Source organism: Lactococcus sp. KTH0-1S (assembly GCF_052544945.1).
Window position 1 is genome coordinate 1,842,329 of record NZ_CP195165.1, and the last position, 18,377, is coordinate 1,860,705.

Genomic DNA, 18,377 nt, shown 5'->3' on the forward strand with positions numbered 1-18,377 from the left:
TTAGATTTTTCTAAGAACATCTAAAGCACGTGTCGCAATAAGACATTCACCATACTCCTGCAAAAATTCTCGACTCATTTTTGTTGCTTCCCCATATTCCATCATTCGTGAACGGGTACTTTCAACATGCATCTTGCCTTTTTCTTTTTGATTATCCAAAACAACAAGATAAAAATTGCCATCATAACGATAAAACTCTGATTCTTCATCAGCAAACTTCACATTTTTTATTCCTGTTAAGACAGACATAATATCTTCATAACGAATAGAGTAATAAATAAAATCTGGCTCTTGTTCAGCTTCGTCTTTTTTTGTTCCTGGTAAACCAAGCCCAGGTTTAAAATCAGTAATTCCTCGCTCGCGCGCCATATCTGCCCCTATTTCATTTAATTTATTATAAAAACCAGTCATCAATTCTTCAAACTCTTCTGGGTCATCTGGAATTTCTCCACCTTCACCTAGCATCGCTTCTTCATGAACAATCATATGAACACCTTGAGGAAAAGGTTGGATTTGGAAAGTTAACATTCCCACATTTCCAAAGCGATTTTCTAAACCAAGCTCATCAACCAATTCATAGAAAAATTGTTCAATGACTTCTTGATTTCCGAAAAAGTCTGATAATTTGATGTCATAATCTGTCAAATCATCAAAAGACAAGGTGATTTTTATAGTATTTTCGTTTATATCCTCATATTTCATTTTGTTTTCTCTTTTCTATAATTTGTCTTCTATCACTTTACCAGTCTTATTAGTATTATACCACAGACCAGAAAAAAAACAGCAGACATGCCGTTTTTTTGATATTCTCTTTAACTATAAGCTTTTAAATTATAGGACCTTTGCTAAAAAGTCTTGTGTTCTTTTTTCTTTTGGAGAATCAAAAACTTGTGCCGGTTTTCCTTGCTCAACAATTGTTCCATCAGCCATGAACAAAACTCTGTCAGCAACTGTTTTAGCAAATCCCATTTCATGAGTTACAACAACCATTGTCATGCCTTCTTTGGCAAGTTCTTGCATCACGGCTAAAACTTCACCAACCATTTCAGGGTCAAGTGCTGATGTTGGTTCATCAAAAAGCATCACATCTGGGTTCATGGCTAAAGCACGAGCAATAGCTACCCTTTGTTGTTGCCCACCTGACAATGCTTGTGGATAAGCCTCTGCTTTATCTGAGAGTCCAACTCTTTGAAGTAAATTTTCCGCCGTTTTTTTAGCTTCTTCTTTGGTCATTTTACCCGTTTTAACTGGAGCTAAACATAGATTTTCAAGGACTGTCATATTAGGAAATAGATTAAATTGTTGAAAAACCATCCCCATTTTTTCTCGGTGTTTGAAGACATCCACTGATTTATCAGCAATATTAACTCCTTCAAAATAGACTTGACCATCTGTTGGTTTTTCTAATAAGTTCATCGTCCTTAAAAAAGTTGATTTCCCAGAACCAGAGGGTCCAATCATCACAACGACTTCACCTTTTTTTATTTGGATATCAAGTCCTTTTAAGACTTCATTTTTTCCAAAATATTTATGCAGATTTTTTATTTCGATTAAATATTCATTCATTATTTTGCATATCCTTTCCCGAGTTTCTTTTCAAATAAAACAAGTAAGCGACTGACAACAAAAGTAACTACAAAATAGTAGAGAGCTACAAATAGCATCGGGCTAATGGTTTGATAAGTCAAATTTGCTACTGTTTGTGCACCGTTGAAAACTTCCATTACTCCAATTGTATAAAGAAGCGAGCTATCCTTGATAATTGTCACAAATTCATTGCCGACGGCTGGTAGAATGTTTCTCAAAGCCTGAGGTAAAATAACGGTTGCCATCGCTTGTCTTGGGCGAATTCCTAATGAATAGGCTGCTTCTTTTTGACCAAGAGGAACAGCTTCAATTCCAGCCCGAACAATTTCCGCCATATAAGCCCCCGAATTCAATGAGATTACAATAATCCCTGGAATCAAGCGCCCCAAATCTTGTTGTAAAATCCCAACTTGAAAAGTTGGTAAAGATAGACTTCCCATTAAGCCAAAACCAAGCATAATTTGAACGAGCATTGGTGTTCCACGGAAAATTTCAATATAGATATTTGCCAACCAGCGCAAAGGAGCAATTTTAGAAATCTTGGCAAGGGCTGTGACAATCCCTAAGAGTGTTCCAATCAAAACCACGAAAGCTGAAATCAAAATTGTGACAATCATCCCGTCATTAAAATAGGGCAGATATTTCGGTAAAAAATCAAAGTTCATATTTTCTCTTTTCTGTTTTATAATTTCTATTTTTATAAAAAAACAATAGCATAATTATAATATAAAAAGTATAAAAATACAACAATTAATGTATAATAATTAATTAAAAATAAATAAAAACTCCATAATTGGAGTTTTTTTATTCTGTCAGTAAATAATCATTCTTCTTTCAGTACTGATTGAAAGTCTGTCAGCAGCAACTAACTCATGAAATTCTCCATCAATTTGGACTGGTTGACTTTCTGCTAATTCTACGGAAAACTGAGGACTCACTCGGTGTAAAAATAAGGGATGTTTTAAATGCATTCCGCGAAGAACACTTGGAATTAATGAAAAAGTCCGTAATAAATGATGTTTATTATATTCAACAAGATGTATATCTGCATTTTCATTGGTGGCCTCAGGAGAAATTTTTACTCCACCTCCAAAGTATGGATGTTTGGTAAAAGTCATCAGAAAGGCATTTTCTAGTGAAATTTCTTGATTTTCTACTTCAATTAAAGCTGGAAATGGCTTTTTAGTTATCAAAACGTGCAAGGCTGTCAAAATATATGAAAAACTCCCTAATTTCAATTTGTTAAGTACTTGTTTAAGTTTTCCTTCATTGGCAGATTTCACGATAGTTGCATCTAAACCAATTCCAATATTATTTAGAGCATAGCCACTCAATCCTTTAGATTGATAATTCATGATAAAAATCTCATGATTAATTCCTCTACGAGCAGCTTCAAAAGATTCAATTGGGTCAAGTTTCAACTTTAAACTTCTGGCGAAATCATTGCCAGAACCTGAAGGAATATAAGAAAAGGCCTCTTCTTCTGGAAGTTCATTAATGACAAGTGAAATGGTACCATCCCCACCAATAATTACTAAGTGGTCATCCGGATTTTTAAGGTCTAATATTTGTCTGACCAAAGCGCCTTCTTCTCCAGCAGCTTTAGTTTTAAAAAGTCGATATTCATAATTCTTTTTTTCCAAATATGGAATCAAAGTCTCCAAAGTCCGAGCACCTTTACCTGCACCAGAATTGGGATTTGCAAGGAGATAATAAGTCATAGAATTATTTTACCAAAAATGACAGAGATTTTATGTTTTTAATGATTTTGTCAGTAAATTTAATAAAAAAAGTTACTGACAAAAATAAAAAAATTACTGACAGAAATTCTATCAGTAATTTTTATTTATTTTCTAGATTTAAAATTAGTTTTCCACAGTTTCTGTTTCAACTTCTTCTACTTCTGGAGCATTTGTTAAATCAGCTAAAGGTTCAATGTTACGGTAACGGAACATACCTGTACCAGCAGGAATAATCTTACCGATAATAACATTTTCTTTCAAACCAAGCAAGTGATCTTCTTTACCACGAATTGCGGCATCAGTAAGGACACGAGTTGTTTCTTGGAATGATGCAGCTGACAAGAATGAATTTGTTTCAAGAGAGGCTTTAGTAATACCCATCAAGACTGGACGACCAGTTGCAGGCATTTCACCATTCAAGAGTGCAGTTTCATTCAAAGCTTCAAAGTCAGAAATATCCATCAAAGTACCTGGAAGGATATCAGTTGAACCATTATCCATGACACGAACTTTACGAAGCATTTGGCGAACCATTACCTCGATGTGTTTGTCACCAATTTCAACCCCTTGTGAACGGTAAGTTTTTTGTACTTCACCGAGCAAGTAAGTTTCAACTGACAAAGCATCACGAACTTGAAGCAAGTGTTTAGGTTCGATAGAACCTTGAATCAAAGGTGCACCACGGTGAATAAATTCACCTTCTTCAACCATCAAGACATCAGCCATACCTACAGTATAGCTACGAGTGTCTGTTTTACCTTTAACAGTAATTTCACGAGTACGTGTAGCAGGATCTTCAACGATTGATTCAACTGTACCAGTTACTTCAGTGATGATTGCTTCCCCTTTAGGGTTACGTGCTTCAAAGATTTCTTGAACACGAGGCAAACCTTGAGTGATATCTGAACTTGACGCAACACCACCCGTGTGGAATGTACGCATTGTCAACTGAGTACCAGGTTCACCGATTGATTGAGCGGCGATTGTACCAACAGCTTCACCAACTTCAACAGCATCACCTGTTGCCAAGTTGATACCATAACAATGTTTACATACACCATGTGGAGTTTTACATGTAAATACTGAACGGATAGTTACTTCTTTAACACCAGCATCAATAATTTTACGGGCAATATCTTCAGAAATCAAAGTATCGTCAGCAATAATCATTTCACCAGTTTCTGGATGAAGCACTGATTTACGAGTATAACGACCTACCAAGCGTTCAAAGAGTGGTTCAACCATTTCTTTACCAGTAGCAATATCAGAAATTACAAGTCCACGGTCAGTTCCACAGTCGTCTTCACGAATGATAACATCTTGGGCAACGTCAACCAAACGACGAGTAAGATAACCAGAGTCGGCTGTCTTAAGTGCCGTATCGGTCATCCCTTTACGGGCACCGTGAGTTGAGAAGAACATTTCCAAGACAGAAAGACCTTCACGGAAGTTTGAGATGATAGGCAATTCCATGATTTTACCATTAGGAGCGGCCATCAAACCACGCATACCAGCAAGTTGAGAGAAGTTAGAGATATTACCACGGGCTCCAGAGTCCATCATCATAACGATTGGGTTTGTCAAATCTTGTTCATCAATCAATCGTTTTTCAAGGGCTTCTTTTGCATCACGCCAAACACCTGTAACAGCGTTATAACGTTCATCATCAGTAATCAAACCACGACGGAATTGTTTAGTGATTTGTTCCACACGTTTGTGTGCAGCATCAATGATTTCATGTTTATCTTCAACAACAGGGATATCGGCGATACCCACAGTCAAACCAGCCAAAGTAGATTGGTGGTAACCAAGGTCTTTCAAGCGGTCAAGGTACTCAGATGTAGCTGTTGTACGGTAACGTTTGAAGACCTCAGCGATGATATTTCCAAGATATCCTTTTTTGAATGGACGAACAGTATCAATTCCAGCCAAAACTTCTTTGATATCTTGACCAGCATCCATAAAGAAACGGTCATCAGTTGAAGTTGTCAAGTTAACGTCAGTTGGTTCGTTCAAGTAAGGCATTCCTTCAGGAATGATTGAGTTGAAAATAACTTTACCAACAGTGGTTACCAAGATTTTATCTTTTTGGTTTTCAGTCCAAGGTTTGTTGAGTGATTTTGTTGCGATACCGATACGAGTATGTAAATGTACATAACCATTACGCATTGCAATTTCAACTTCTTCAGGAGTTGCAAAAATCATTCCTTCGCCTTCACGACCTTTTTCTTCCATCGTAAGGTAGTAGTTACCAAGGACCATATCTTGAGATGGTGTAACGACTGGTTTACCATCTTTAGGGTTCAAGATATGTTCAGCAGCAAGCATCAAAAGACGTGCTTCAGCTTGTGCTTCTTCAGACAATGGCAAGTGAATGGCCATTTGGTCACCGTCAAAGTCGGCGTTATAGGCTTCACAAGCAAGTGGGTGAAGACGGATGGCTTTACCATCAATTAAGACTGGTTCAAAAGCTTGAATACCTAAACGGTGAAGCGTAGGTGCGCGGTTAAGAAGAACAGGGTGTTCTTTAACAACTGTTTCAAGTACATCCCAAACATCAGAATCTTGACGTTCAACTTTACGTTTAGCCGCACGAATATTAGCAGCCAATTCTTTCTTAACAAGTTGAGCCATTACGAATGGTTTGAACAACTCAATCGCCATTTCACGCGGAACACCACATTGGTACATTTTGAGTGTTGGACCTACAGCGATAACTGAACGTCCAGAATAGTCAACACGTTTACCAAGCAAGTTTTGACGGAAACGTCCTTGTTTCCCTTTCAACATATGTGAAAGAGATTTCAATGGACGGTTACCAGCACCAGTGATTGGACGACCACGACGACCATTGTCAATCAAAGTATCAACAGCTTCTTGAAGCATCCGTTTTTCATTTTGAACGATAATATTTGGGGCATTAAGTTCCATCAAACGTTTCAAACGGTTATTACGGTTAATAACACGACGGTATAAGTCATTCAAGTCAGATGTGGCAAAACGTCCACCATCCAATTGAACCATTGGACGCAAATCTGGTGGAATAACTGGTAATACGTTTAAGACCATCCAAGATAAAGCATTTCCTGATTTTCTGAAAGCTGACAAAACGTCCAAACGACGAATAATTTTTACACGACGTTGTCCAGTAACTGTTTTGAGCTCTTCTTTGAGTTCAGAAACTTCTTTATCAATATCAACATCGTTCAACAAATCTTGAATCGCTTCAGCACCCATTTTTGCAACGAATGAACCAAAACCATTTTTCAAAAGTTGTTCACGATATTCACGTTCAGTCAAGAGTTGTTTCTTCTCAAGATCAGTTTCTTTAGGATCAATCACAACATAACTTGCAAAGTAAATTACTTCTTCAAGTGCACGTGGACTCATATCAAGAGCAAGTCCCATACGTGATGGAATTCCTTTGAAGTACCAAATGTGTGAAATTGGAGCAGCAAGCTCAATATGTCCCATACGTTCACGACGTGATTTTGCAGTTGTTACTTGAACACCACAAAGTTCACAGACTTGATTTTTGTAGAAAACACCTTTAAGTTTTCCACAAGCACATTCCCAGTCTTTTTGAGGACCGAAAATACGTTCATCAAAGAGTCCTTCACGTTCAGGTTTTTGTGTACGATAGTTAATTGTTTCTGGTTTTTTAACTTCACCGAATGACCAGTAACGAATTTTTTGTGGAGATGCGATACCAATACGCATACTCTCAAATTTATTTACATCAACCAATTCTTTCTCCACTTCTAATAAATTTAACGCTAGACGATTATGAGATTAGAGATTTACTGACAGAAATTTTTGTCAGTAAATCTCTCTCAAAATATTAATTACAAAATCTTATTTTTCAGTATCAGCGTTAATCAAAGCTTCTTCTTCAGCTTCTGCTTGTGCAACAATAGCTTCCTGTGCTTCAAGCATTTCAGGAGTAATTTCTGTATTATCTGGACGAGTCATTACTTCATCTTCATCCAATTCACGTAAGTCAAGAACATTACGGTCAGCATCAAGGACTTTCATATCAAGACCAAGTGATTGTAGCTCTTTAACCAATACGCGGAATGATTCAGGAAGACCTGGTTTAGGAATACGTTCACCTTTAACAATAGCTTCATAAGCGCGCGTACGTCCAATCACGTCATCTGATTTGTAAGTCAAGATTTCTTGAAGAACATTGGCAGCACCATAGGCTTCAAGTGCCCAAACTTCCATTTCCCCAAAACGTTGTCCACCGAACTGCGCTTTACCACCGAGCGGTTGTTGTGTAACGAGTGAGTAAGGACCAACTGAACGAGCATGGAGTTTGTCATCAACCATGTGATGAAGTTTAATCATATACATGACACCGACTGAAATTCGGTTATCAAATGGTTCACCAGTACGTCCGTCATAAAGAACTGTTTTCGCATCATCAGCCATTCCAGCTTCTTTAACGGTATCCCAGATATCTTCATCAGATGCTCCATCAAACACTGGAGTTGCAATGTGAATTCCAAGTGTACGAGCAGCCATACCTAAATGGAGCTCCATAACTTGTCCGATATTCATACGTGATGGTACCCCAAGTGGGTTCAACATGATATCAATAGGTGTTCCATCTGGTAAGTAAGGCATATCTTCCATTGGAACGATGTTTGAAACAACCCCTTTATTACCATGACGTCCGGCCATTTTATCCCCAACGTGAATCTTACGTTTTTGAGCGATGAAGACACGAACAAGTTTATTCACACCTGATGGCAATTCATCACCATTTTCGCGTGTAAATACACGAACGTCATGAACAATACCGCCACCTCCGTGAGGAACACGAAGTGATGTATCACGAACTTCACGAGCTTTTTCACCGAAGATTGCACGAAGCAAACGTTCTTCTGGCGTTGGATCAGTTTCACCTTTAGGAGTTACTTTACCAACAAGCAAGTCGCCATCTTTAACTTCCGCACCAATACGGATAATTCCTGATTCATCGAGGTTTTTGAGCGCTTCATCCCCAACGTTTGGAATTTCTCGAGTAATTTCTTCAGGGCCAAGTTTTGTATCGCGTGTTTCTGATTCATATTCTTCGATGGCAATTGATGTATAAACGTCGTCTTTAATCAAACGTTCTGACATAATTACCGCATCCTCGAAGTTATAACCTTCCCAAGTCATATAAGCAACAAGTGGATTTTGACCAAGGGCCATTTCTCCATTTTCCATAGAAGGTCCATCAGCAATGATGTCCCCTTTCTCAACTTTTTCTCCAAGTCGAGCCAATGGGCGTTGGTTATAAGAAGTTCCTGAGTTTGAACGACGATATTTTGTAATATTGTAAATATCAAGTTCACCAGAAGTACGGCGAACACGAATTTCGTTACCATCAACATACTCAACAACACCAGCATGTTTTGCAAGAAGTGCAGCACCTGAGTCACGAGCAGTTTGATGTTCCATACCAGTACCAATCCAAGGTGCATGTGGGTCAATCAATGGAACTGCTTGACGTTGCATGTTGGCACCCATGAGGGCACGGTTGGAGTCATCGTTTTCTAAGAATGGAATACATGCAGCAGCTACGGCGATAACCTGTTTAGGTGAAACGTCCATATAGTCTGCTGTTGAAGCTTCAACTTCAATATTGTTACCAGTATGACGAGCCATAACTGTTTCGTTAGCAAAGCGGCTATCTTCAGTCAATGGTGAGTTTGCTTGGGCAACAGTATAGTTGTCTTCTTCATCGGCAGTTAAATATTCAACTTCGTCAGTAACCACACCGTTCACACGGTCAACACGACGGTATGGTGACATGATGAAACCATATTCGTTTACTTTGGCATATGATGACAAGTTGTTAATCAAACCGATGTTTGGTCCTTCAGGTGTTTCAATAGGACACATACGGCCATAGTGAGTATAGTGAACGTCACGTACTTCATATGAAGCACGGTCACGTGAGATACCACCAGGTCCTAAGGCAGAAAAACGACGTTTGTGTGAAAGCTCAGATAAAGGATTGTGTTGGTCCATAAATTGTGACAATTGTGATGAACCAAAGAATTCTTTAATTGAAGCTGTTACAGGACGAATGTTAATCAAACCTTGTGGTGTGATATTTTCATTTTCTGAAGATGACATACGTTCGCGAATTACACGTTCCATACGTGAAAGTCCGATACGTACTTGGTTTTGAAGCAATTCACCTACTGAACGGATACGACGGTTACCTAAGTGGTCAATATCGTCTACTTTACCAATTCCTTCAGCAAGACCAAGCCAGTAGCTGATATTTGAAATCACATCGGCTGGTGTCAAGACACGGCATTCTGCATCAGGATTACCATTTGAGAGTAAAGTAACAACACGTTCTGGATCTTTAGGTGAATAAACTTTGATACTTTGCAAAGTAATTGGTTCTGGAATTACAGCGTCGTCAGATGGTTCAACAACAAAGTTTCCAAGACCGTTATCAAGCAATGGTTCGATTAAATCAAGCACATCACGAGTAACAAGAGTATCTGTATTAACAAGAATTTCACCAGTTTCTGGATCAACAATCGGTTCAGCCAAAGTCAAACCAAGCAAACGATTTTTAAGCGCTAATTTCTTGTTAAATTTGTAACGTCCAACAGGTGCGAAGTCATAACGTTTTGGATCGAAGAAACGAGCAACAAGCAAGCCACGTGAGCTATCTGCTGTTTTAGGTTCTCCTGGACGCAAGCGGTCATAGATGTCTTTGAGCGCTTCTTCTACACGAGTGTCAGCTGGGTTTTTATGAACATCTTTTGCAATAGTGTCTGTTAAAAGTTGAGTTTCGCCCAACAATTCAAGGATTTCTTCATCTGAACCAAATCCAAGCGCACGAAGCATAGTTGTAAAAGTTAATTTACGTGTACGGTCAATACGAACATAACCAATGCCTTTAGCATCTGTATCTAACTCAAACCAAGCTCCACGGTTAGGAATGGTTGTATGTCCAAAACTTTCAAGACCGTTTTTATCAGCTTTAAGATGGAAGTATGAACCAGGACTACGTACCAATTGGCTAACGATCAAACGTTCTGAACCGTTATTGATAAATGTCCCCATTTCAGTCATGAGTGGGAAGTCACCAAAGAAGACTTCTTGTGTTTTTAATTCACCAGTTTCTTTATTTACAAGACGGAAGGTTACATAGATAGGTGCTGAATAGTTTGCGTCATGTGCGCGAGCTTCTTCAACAGTGTATTTTGGGGTTTTCATTTCATAACCAACAAATTCGAGTTCCATTGTACCCGCAAAGTTGTCGATTGGAAACATTTCTTTGAAGACATTTGCAAGACCTTCATCGAGGAAGTTTTTATAACTTAATGTTTGAACTTCGATGAGGTTTGGCAAACCGATTACTTCTTTAATACGTGAAAAACTGCGTCTTGTACGGTGTTTACCGTATTTTACGTCATGTCCTGCCAAGTGTTTTCTCCTCTATTTTTTAGATTTGATTAAAAAAGTCTGTGTTTTTGATGAATTTTTAATTAAAAAAACCGAAAAGTCTGTAGTTTGTCTTTTTCATAACTTTTCTGGTTTATTCAATATAAAAGACGCCAAAAAAGCAACGAAAACAGTAGTGTTTCGTTGCTTACAAAGCCTATGGGGACAATATATCCCACAGATTTTGCTGACAAACCATTATTTCCATTATACTATTTTATATGAAAATTTTCAAGCTTTTTCTAGTTTAACGGTCTATTTTTTCAATGATGCTTTTAAATGCTTCTAATTCTGAACGAGATAATGATTGAACTAAAGAAACAAAGGTTTCATTTCGTCTTTGCCCTTCCAATTCTGCCAACATGATATAAGACATTTGATTCCCTATAAATGTTGATAAAAAATCTACCAATATTCTCTTTTCTTCTTCCATGGGAGAATCTGTCAGTAGAAAAAGAGTTCCCAATCTCAAATGATTTCCTTCTATAGGTAGAAAGGTGAGAAATTTATTTGGAAATTTACTCGAAATTTCTTTCACTGGTTCTAAAATTGATTGGCCCATTGGTAGGCTTGCGCTCATTTCATAGTGATTTAATAGTTGACTAGAGATATCTTTTGATATTTTTTGATAGATAAAAAAATTTTGGAGGTTTATATCATCCTGATAAGAATTATCAGAATTAGTAAAACCATAACCTAAACAATTTCGTTTGGTATCTATGATAAAAAGGCTAGACTCTAAAACTTTGGCACTTTTCTCTACCACCTCTTGATAAGCTAGTGGTTTTCCAAGGTCAATAAATGATCTTTTCAAAATAATATTTATGTCTTGGATTTTGTCATAAATTTCTTTCAATTTTTCCCTTTCTCTTCTCAAAAAGCATTTTGAGTATTCTTATGATTACTTTTATAATACCATATAACGCTATAGATGTCAATTTTGTTAGATAATTTGCAAAAATTAATTTTTTAACTAAAATATTGCTATGTTTTTAAATTTTAGGTATTTTATATCCGATAACTATATGATATAATGTATTTGTTACAAATATTAAAAAAATTTATTCAATACATGTTGAGGTGATTTTAATGTTCTATGACCGTCTAAAAACTTTAGTTATTGATTCTCAGAAATCTTTCAACCAGGTCGAAAGAGAGTTGAGATATCCCAGAAACGCCCTTGCTAATTATCGCTTGGGAAAAGAACCTTCTGCCAAAAGATTGACAGAAATTGCTGATTATTTCAATGTCACAACTGAATACCTTCTTGGTAAAGATGACAAGTACAGTTATAATAAGGCAAAGCTTTTGTTTGAATATCTTACATTAGATAATAAACAAAACTTGTTAAATTATATTCAAAATCGAATTGATGAGCTTGAACTTCTTGAAAGAGAGCCCATTTCTTTGAGTACTGAACAATTTGTATTTTGTGGCGACAATACTTGGGCGCTACAAGAAAGCCGCAAAACAATCAAACTGCTCACAAAGCAACTTCCTGATGATTACGATGCAGTTTTTGAACTCGTCGGGGGTCCTTTAGATGCGGAAGCTCCTGGTAATGGAGATTTACTTTTTGTAAAATTTACTGACGCAAATTTTGCAGAGTTGATCCATAATTTCTTGTTGCAACATGACCATTTTGCCAAGCTTTCAGTAAAAGATGAAAAGCTTACTTGTCTAAGCCGTGATGCTGGAAGCCTTGCCGAAGTCCCTGAACTTTTTGGCAAAATTGCTAAAATTTATCGTTTCAGAACTATTTAATTACGAGTTTTCATTAATTTTCAAATTGCTGTTAAAAAGTGCTGATGGAATTCGTCAGCGCTTTTTTGTAAGTGTGATATAATATAAAAAATATCCATAATAGGAGGTCGATATGACAAGGATTCAAGATGATTTATTCGCTACTGTTAATGCTGAATGGTTAGAAAATGCAGAAATTCCTGCTGACAAACCAAGAATTTCAGCTTTTGATGAATTAGTACTAAAAAATGAGAAAAATTTGGCTAAAGATTTAGCTGATTTATCACAAAACCTACCTACTGATAATCCAGAATTGCTTGAAGCAATCAAATTTTATAATAAAGCAGGAGATTGGCAAGCGAGAGAAAAAGCGGATTTTTCTGCCGTAAAAAATGAACTTGCTAAAGTTGAAACTTTAAATACTTTTGAAGATTTTAAAAATAATTTGACTCAACTCGTTTTCCATTCACAGGCTCCTCTTCCATTTTCTTTTAGTGTTGAACCTGATATGAAAGATGCTATTCACTATTCTCTTGGATTCTCTGGCCCGGGCTTGATTTTACCTGATACCACTTATTATAATGATGAACACCCTAGAAAAAAAGAATTACTTGATTTTTGGGCTAAAAATACAAGCGAAATTTTAAAGACATTTGATGTTGAAAATGCAGAAGAGATTGCAAAGTCTGCCCTTAAATTCGATGCTCTTTTAGTTCCGTCAGCAAATACTTCTGAAGAGTGGGCAAAATATGCTGAACTTTATCATCCAATTTCTACTGACAGCTTTGTCAGTAAAGTTAAAAATCTGGATTTAAAATCTTTAATTAAAGATTTAGTAAAAACTGAACCTGATAAAGTCATTGTTTACGAAGATCGTTTTTATGAATCATTTGATTTACTTATCAATGAAGAAAATTGGTCACTCATTAAAGCTTGGATGCTGACTAAAATTGCACGTGGCGCTACTTCTTTCTTCAATGAAGACCTTAGAATTCTTGGTGGAGCTTACGGACGTTTCCTTTCAAATGTTCAAGAAGCAAGAAGTCAAGAAAAACATCAACTTGATTTGACTGAGTCTTATTTTAGCCAAGTGATTGGTTTATTCTATGGTAAAAAATATTTTGGTGAAGCTGCTAAGGCCGATGTCAAACGGATGGTCACTGCAATGATTAAAGTTTACCAAGCACGTTTGTCTAAAAATGAGTGGCTCAGTCAAGAAACAGCTGAAAAAGCCATTGAAAAATTGGATGCTATTACTCCTTTCATTGGTTTCCCAGATAAATTGCCTGAAATTTATAGTCGTTTAAAAACAACTTCTGGCTCTCTCTATGAAGATGCCCTTAAATTCGATGAAATTTTGACTGCTCGAACTTTTGAAAAATTCTCAGAAGATGTTGATAAAACAAGCTGGCATATGCCTGCTCATATGGTCAATGCTTATTATAGTCCTGATAGTAATACAATTGTTTTTCCAGCAGCAATTTTGCAAGCTCCTTTTTACTCTCTTGAACAATCTTCATCACAAAATTATGGTGGAATCGGCGCTGTCATTGCTCATGAAATTTCTCATGCTTTTGATAACAATGGTGCCCAATTCGATAAAGAAGGAAATTTGAACAAATGGTGGTTAGATAAAGATTATGAAGCTTTTGAAGAAAAGCAAAAAGAAATGATTGCACTCTTTGACGGTGTAGAAACCGAAGCTGGTCCAGCAAACGGAAAACTCATTGTGTCAGAAAATATTGCTGACCAAGGAGGAATTACAGCGGCACTGACAGCAGCTAAAGATGAGAAAGACGTTGATTTGAAAGCTTTCTTTAGTCAGTGGGCTAAGATTTGGCGCATGAAAGCAAGTAAAGAATTCCAACAAATGCTTTTGTCAATGGATGTTCATGCACCCGCTAAACTTCGTGCCAATATTCCTCCAACAAATCTCGAAGAATTTTACGAAACTTTTGATGTTAAAGAAACTGATAAGATGTATCGTGCACCAGAAAATCGTCTTAAAATTTGGTAATAATTAATTGAATACAAAAAGTACTTCTAAAATATAGAAGTACTTTTTATTTATTAGAGCAATTCATCTTCAATAATTATTTTCCCTTGAGCTGTAAAAGAAATTCCCTCTTTTTTTAGAAGTTCCATTTGCTCACTTTTAGCAGGCTCTGGCAATCCAATTGTTCTGTCAGAACGGACTACACGCCACCATGGCAGTTCATATTTTTTGGACATTGAATGTAGAATTCTCGAAACCTGACGCGCACCATTTGGCAATCCAGCTAAAGCTCCCACATCTCGATAACTCATGACCTGCCCCTCTTTTAAATTTAGAATAACTTCTAAAATCTTTTTTGTATTTTCGGTAATTTCTGCCATTTATTATCCTTTTTAACTCTTATTAATAAGTCTGTCAGTAACTTTTTTACTGACAGACTTATTTTTTATTAGATATGTAATTTTCGACGAAGTGACAAACCTCTTGGACCAAACCATTTTTCTAGAAGTCCAAGTTTAGCAGCAAACCAGAGATAAGTATAAAAACCTGCACCTCCGGCAATGGCAGCAATAAATACTGAGGCAATTCGACCTGGGCTCTTACCGAAAATAAAACCTAAAATGATTTCGACGATAATAACCACAATAGCCATAAATCCTGTCAGTAAAGTTGCTCCTTGAATTCCGCGAACAGTATTCTTAATTGAAAAATGAGTTAACTCATGTAGTTTTCTAATGAATAAGAAAACACCAACTAAGAATGAAACAGTCGTTGCAAGTAAAGGTCCATAAGTATGGAAAATAAGTATCATTGGAACTTGCAAAACTAATTTAATGACAAGAGTCAGAATGAAAATTCGCATCGCCAAACGTTTATGGTCCATTACTGTCAGTGGAGGATAGACGATCATATAAAGTCCTAACAAGAAAGTTTGTAAAATAGCAAAGACAAACAAACTACTTTGTAATCCAGAAGGAATTTGGTAGAAAATTGTGTAAATCGGTTTAGTCAATAGTGACATTCCAATCACGGCCGGAAGCATAAAACCAACGTATAATTGGAAATTATAACCTACTAACGTTGCAAGTTCACGCCGATTTCCTTGAACATAATGCTCTGTAATCAGAGGGTCTGAAACAGAACCAAGCGTCAATGCGACACCCAACAAGACCATCGTTAATTTATCAGTATTTGCTGAGAAATAACTCATCAGAACAAGCAATTCATTATGACTATAGTTTGTTACCCAAGGCATCATATTCATAAAGGTTGAGTTATCAATAATTTTAAAAATTTGAATAGCTGAACCAATGACAATAAATGGAATGGCTGTGTGTAATGTTGATCTAAAAATTTCTAAAGCATTAATTTTAGATTTTACAGGACCAGGATTAATTAATTTATTAAGATTTCCTGATTTCTGTAAGTAATAGAATAATACAGCATAGGAACCTAACATCCCAATAAAAGCAGCCAAAGTAGATTGTGTCACGGCATTTTGCCAATTGTGCGAACCTAACTTCATGATAGCAAAAGTTGCTGCTAGCATCCAAATGACCCGAACAATTTGTTCCAAAAGCTGACTCATCGCATAAGCTTTCACCTGATTCAGACCTTGGAAATATCCTCGAATAACTGACATCGATGGGAAAATCAAGACAGCCAATGCTAAACTTTTCATGACTGGAATTAAATCTGCGCTATCCTTACCGCCAACAAGGGCTGAGAGTGGACCTGCAAGAAAGAACATGAGCCCTGACGCAACAATTCCAAGAACCAGCATCACGCCGAGCATTTGCCGAACGAGCCGGTAAGCCATGTTAGGGTCATCTAATGTATTATAGCGAGCCACTTCACGCGCAATTGCCGCCGGAATCCCCACCGTTGAAATCAATAGGAAAAGAGCATAGATATTATAACCCATACTAAAGAGGGAGTTGGCCTCATTACCAAAACGCCCCATCCAAGCATACCAAGGAATAATATAAATTACCCCTAGTATTTTCCCAATCATGTCCGCACCAGTCCGCCAAGCAGCACCAGAGAGCATCTGATCTTTTGATTTTGCAGCCGTTTTTGGTGACTGCTGACCTGTATTCATTATTTTTTCTGAATCTTCCATTGTTCCATTTTACCCTAAGTTCTGTATTTTGACAATAAAAGAATGGTTTTAGATCATTAATTCACGATGTCATCTATTACCATCTATAAACAAATGGGACATGCACCAGCTCTTGGCTTGTGCTATAATATAGTGTAATGGGATTTTTTTCCTTAGTTTCCTTGTTTTAGAAAGGTATCGCGAATTTAGCGATAAATAGGCATTCCTCACATGATTAGGCTTGAACAAGTTATAGAAATACTAAAAAAAGATAATAATTTCCGTGAGATTTCTTCTGCTGGCGAATATTATTTCAACTGGGCAAAGGAAGTAAACTTTGACCAACTCTCTTATGATTCACGAAAATCAACAGAAAATACCCTTTTCTTTGCCAAGGGTTTGAATTTTAAAAAAGAATATTTAACAAACTTAGAAGCTGCTTTTTATGTTTCAGAATTTGATTATGAAGTAGCTCTTCCAGCAATTATTGTCACTGATGTTAAACGAGCAATGGCTCTAATCGCTGCAACGTTTTATGATTTTCCACAAAATAAACTCAAAACCTTAGCTTTGACTGGTACAAAAGGAAAAACCACTTCTGCTTATTTTGCTAAAGCAATTCTTGACAAAATGAACGGTGGCAAAACTGCACTTTTATCTACTGCCCAAACAACTTTGGATGGAAAAAATTATTTTAAATCAGAATTGACAACTCCTGAAAGTCTTGATTTACTGGAAATGATGGCAAAAGCGGCTACAAATGGAATGACACATTTGGTCATGGAAGTTTCAAGCCAAGCTTACAAAACAGAACGGGTTTACGGTTTAACATTTGATGTTGGGGTTTTCTTAAACATTTCTCCTGACCACATTGGCCCAGTTGAACATCCAACGCTTGAAGATTATTTTTACTGCAAACGTCAACTTCTCAAAAATTCACGTTATTTTGTTGCTAATTCCGAAATGAATCACTTTGCCATCATTAAAGAGGAACTTAAGGAACGTAAAATTCCACATGCTTTCTATGGTGCTGATTCTGAAAATAAAATTATTGAATCAAAAGGACTTCATTTTGTTACTGACGGTTCTGTCAGTGGAGCATTTGACATTCGCTTATTAGGACGCTTCAACCAAGAAAATGCCTTAGCTACAGCATTAGCAACTAAAGCTTTAGGTGCTTCATTAGAAAATATCCATGACGGTTTAGCTCTTGCTGTTGTTCCAGGACGCATGGAACTTCTTACTGCCAAAAATGGTGCTCACATCTATATTGATTATGCTCACAACGGCCTGTCATTAGAAAATCTTGTTGAAGTTGTTGAAGAACACCATGCTGGTCAGCTTGTTCTAGTCCTTGGTTCAACCGGAAATAAAGGCGAAAGTCGCCGGAAAGATTTCGGACAAGTGATTGAAAAACATCCGCGACTTGATGTCATTTTAACTACTGATGATTCAAATCGAGAAGACCCTAAAATAATTGCTGACGAGATTGCTTCTTTTGTCAGTCGCAGGCTTGATTTTGAACTTGACCGTGAATTGGCAATAAAAAAAGCTGTCAGTAAAACTAAAAGTACTGACGATGCTGTGATTATCGCCGGAAAAGGGACGGATATGTTCCAATTAAAAGACGGAAAACGTCAACCTTATATTGGAGATACAGCTGCTGCTCAAAAATATCTCTAATTTACTGACAAAAATTCTGTCAGTAAATTAATCATAAAAAAACGACTCAATAGGAGTCGTT

12 protein-coding genes are annotated in these 18,377 nt (G+C 36.9%); 3 read left to right on the forward strand and 9 right to left on the reverse strand.

The genetic code is table 11. The features are described from left to right. From ACRYLU_RS08890 to ACRYLU_RS08920, 7 genes are all read right to left on the reverse strand, one after another. Positions 1-702, reverse strand: coding sequence for an adaptor protein MecA (locus ACRYLU_RS08890; protein WP_004255173.1), 702 nt, complete (start codon positions 700-702; stop codon positions 1-3). A 129-nt stretch (positions 703-831) separates the two neighbouring features. After that, on the reverse strand, positions 832-1,566 hold the full coding sequence (locus ACRYLU_RS08895; RefSeq protein ID WP_058205201.1) for an amino acid ABC transporter ATP-binding protein: 735 nt from the start codon (positions 1,564-1,566) through the stop codon (positions 832-834). Next, positions 1,566-2,252 (reverse strand): amino acid ABC transporter permease, encoded by a 687-nt coding sequence (locus ACRYLU_RS08900; RefSeq protein ID WP_004255158.1) that lies wholly within the window; start codon positions 2,250-2,252, stop codon positions 1,566-1,568. Before ACRYLU_RS08900 ends, ACRYLU_RS08895 begins: the two co-directional genes overlap by 1 nt. A gap of 147 nt (positions 2,253-2,399) precedes the next feature. Further along, the gene (locus tag ACRYLU_RS08905; RefSeq protein ID WP_445080884.1) at positions 2,400-3,308 is read right to left on the reverse strand and encodes a diacylglycerol/lipid kinase family protein; all 909 of its coding nucleotides are present in this window, start codon (positions 3,306-3,308) and stop codon (positions 2,400-2,402) included. A gap of 144 nt (positions 3,309-3,452) precedes the next feature. Next, positions 3,453-7,076: a DNA-directed RNA polymerase subunit beta' gene (gene rpoC / locus ACRYLU_RS08910; protein ID WP_179884593.1), complete on the reverse strand. Its 3,624-nt coding sequence runs from the start codon at positions 7,074-7,076 to the stop codon at positions 3,453-3,455. Positions 7,077-7,184: 108 nt separating this feature from the next. Then, positions 7,185-10,775: a DNA-directed RNA polymerase subunit beta gene (rpoB, locus tag ACRYLU_RS08915; protein WP_038601867.1), complete on the reverse strand. Its 3,591-nt coding sequence runs from the start codon at positions 10,773-10,775 to the stop codon at positions 7,185-7,187. A 265-nt stretch (positions 10,776-11,040) separates the two neighbouring features. Then, positions 11,041-11,649, reverse strand: a complete 609-nt coding sequence (locus tag ACRYLU_RS08920) for a transcriptional regulator (protein WP_445080885.1) — start codon at positions 11,647-11,649, stop codon at positions 11,041-11,043. Between the two features lie 233 nt (positions 11,650-11,882). Here ACRYLU_RS08920 and ACRYLU_RS08925 point away from each other — a divergent pair, with 233 nt between their 5' ends. After that, positions 11,883-12,557 carry a helix-turn-helix domain-containing protein gene (locus ACRYLU_RS08925; RefSeq protein WP_017864929.1) on the forward strand — a complete coding sequence of 225 codons (675 nt, stop codon included), beginning with the start codon at positions 11,883-11,885 and terminating at the stop codon, positions 12,555-12,557. 112 nt (positions 12,558-12,669) lie between these two features. Next, positions 12,670-14,553, forward strand: coding sequence for an endopeptidase PepO (pepO, locus tag ACRYLU_RS08930; protein ID WP_445080886.1), 1,884 nt, complete (start codon positions 12,670-12,672; stop codon positions 14,551-14,553). Positions 14,554-14,606: 53 nt separating this feature from the next. Here the strand turns inward: pepO and ACRYLU_RS08935 are convergent, their stop codons facing one another. Beyond that, complete coding sequence (locus ACRYLU_RS08935; RefSeq protein WP_003130332.1) at positions 14,607-14,912, reverse strand: MGMT family protein; 306 nt, start codon at positions 14,910-14,912, stop codon at positions 14,607-14,609. 68 nt (positions 14,913-14,980) lie between these two features. Further along, positions 14,981-16,654 (reverse strand): putative polysaccharide biosynthesis protein, encoded by a 1,674-nt coding sequence (locus ACRYLU_RS08940; protein ID WP_058205208.1) that lies wholly within the window; start codon positions 16,652-16,654, stop codon positions 14,981-14,983. Positions 16,655-16,864: 210 nt separating this feature from the next. Here ACRYLU_RS08940 and ACRYLU_RS08945 point away from each other — a divergent pair, with 210 nt between their 5' ends. Next, complete coding sequence (locus tag ACRYLU_RS08945; protein WP_195362545.1) at positions 16,865-18,316, forward strand: UDP-N-acetylmuramoyl-L-alanyl-D-glutamate--2,6-diaminopimelate ligase; 1,452 nt, start codon at positions 16,865-16,867, stop codon at positions 18,314-18,316. The last annotated feature ends 61 nt before the right edge of the window (positions 18,317-18,377 follow it).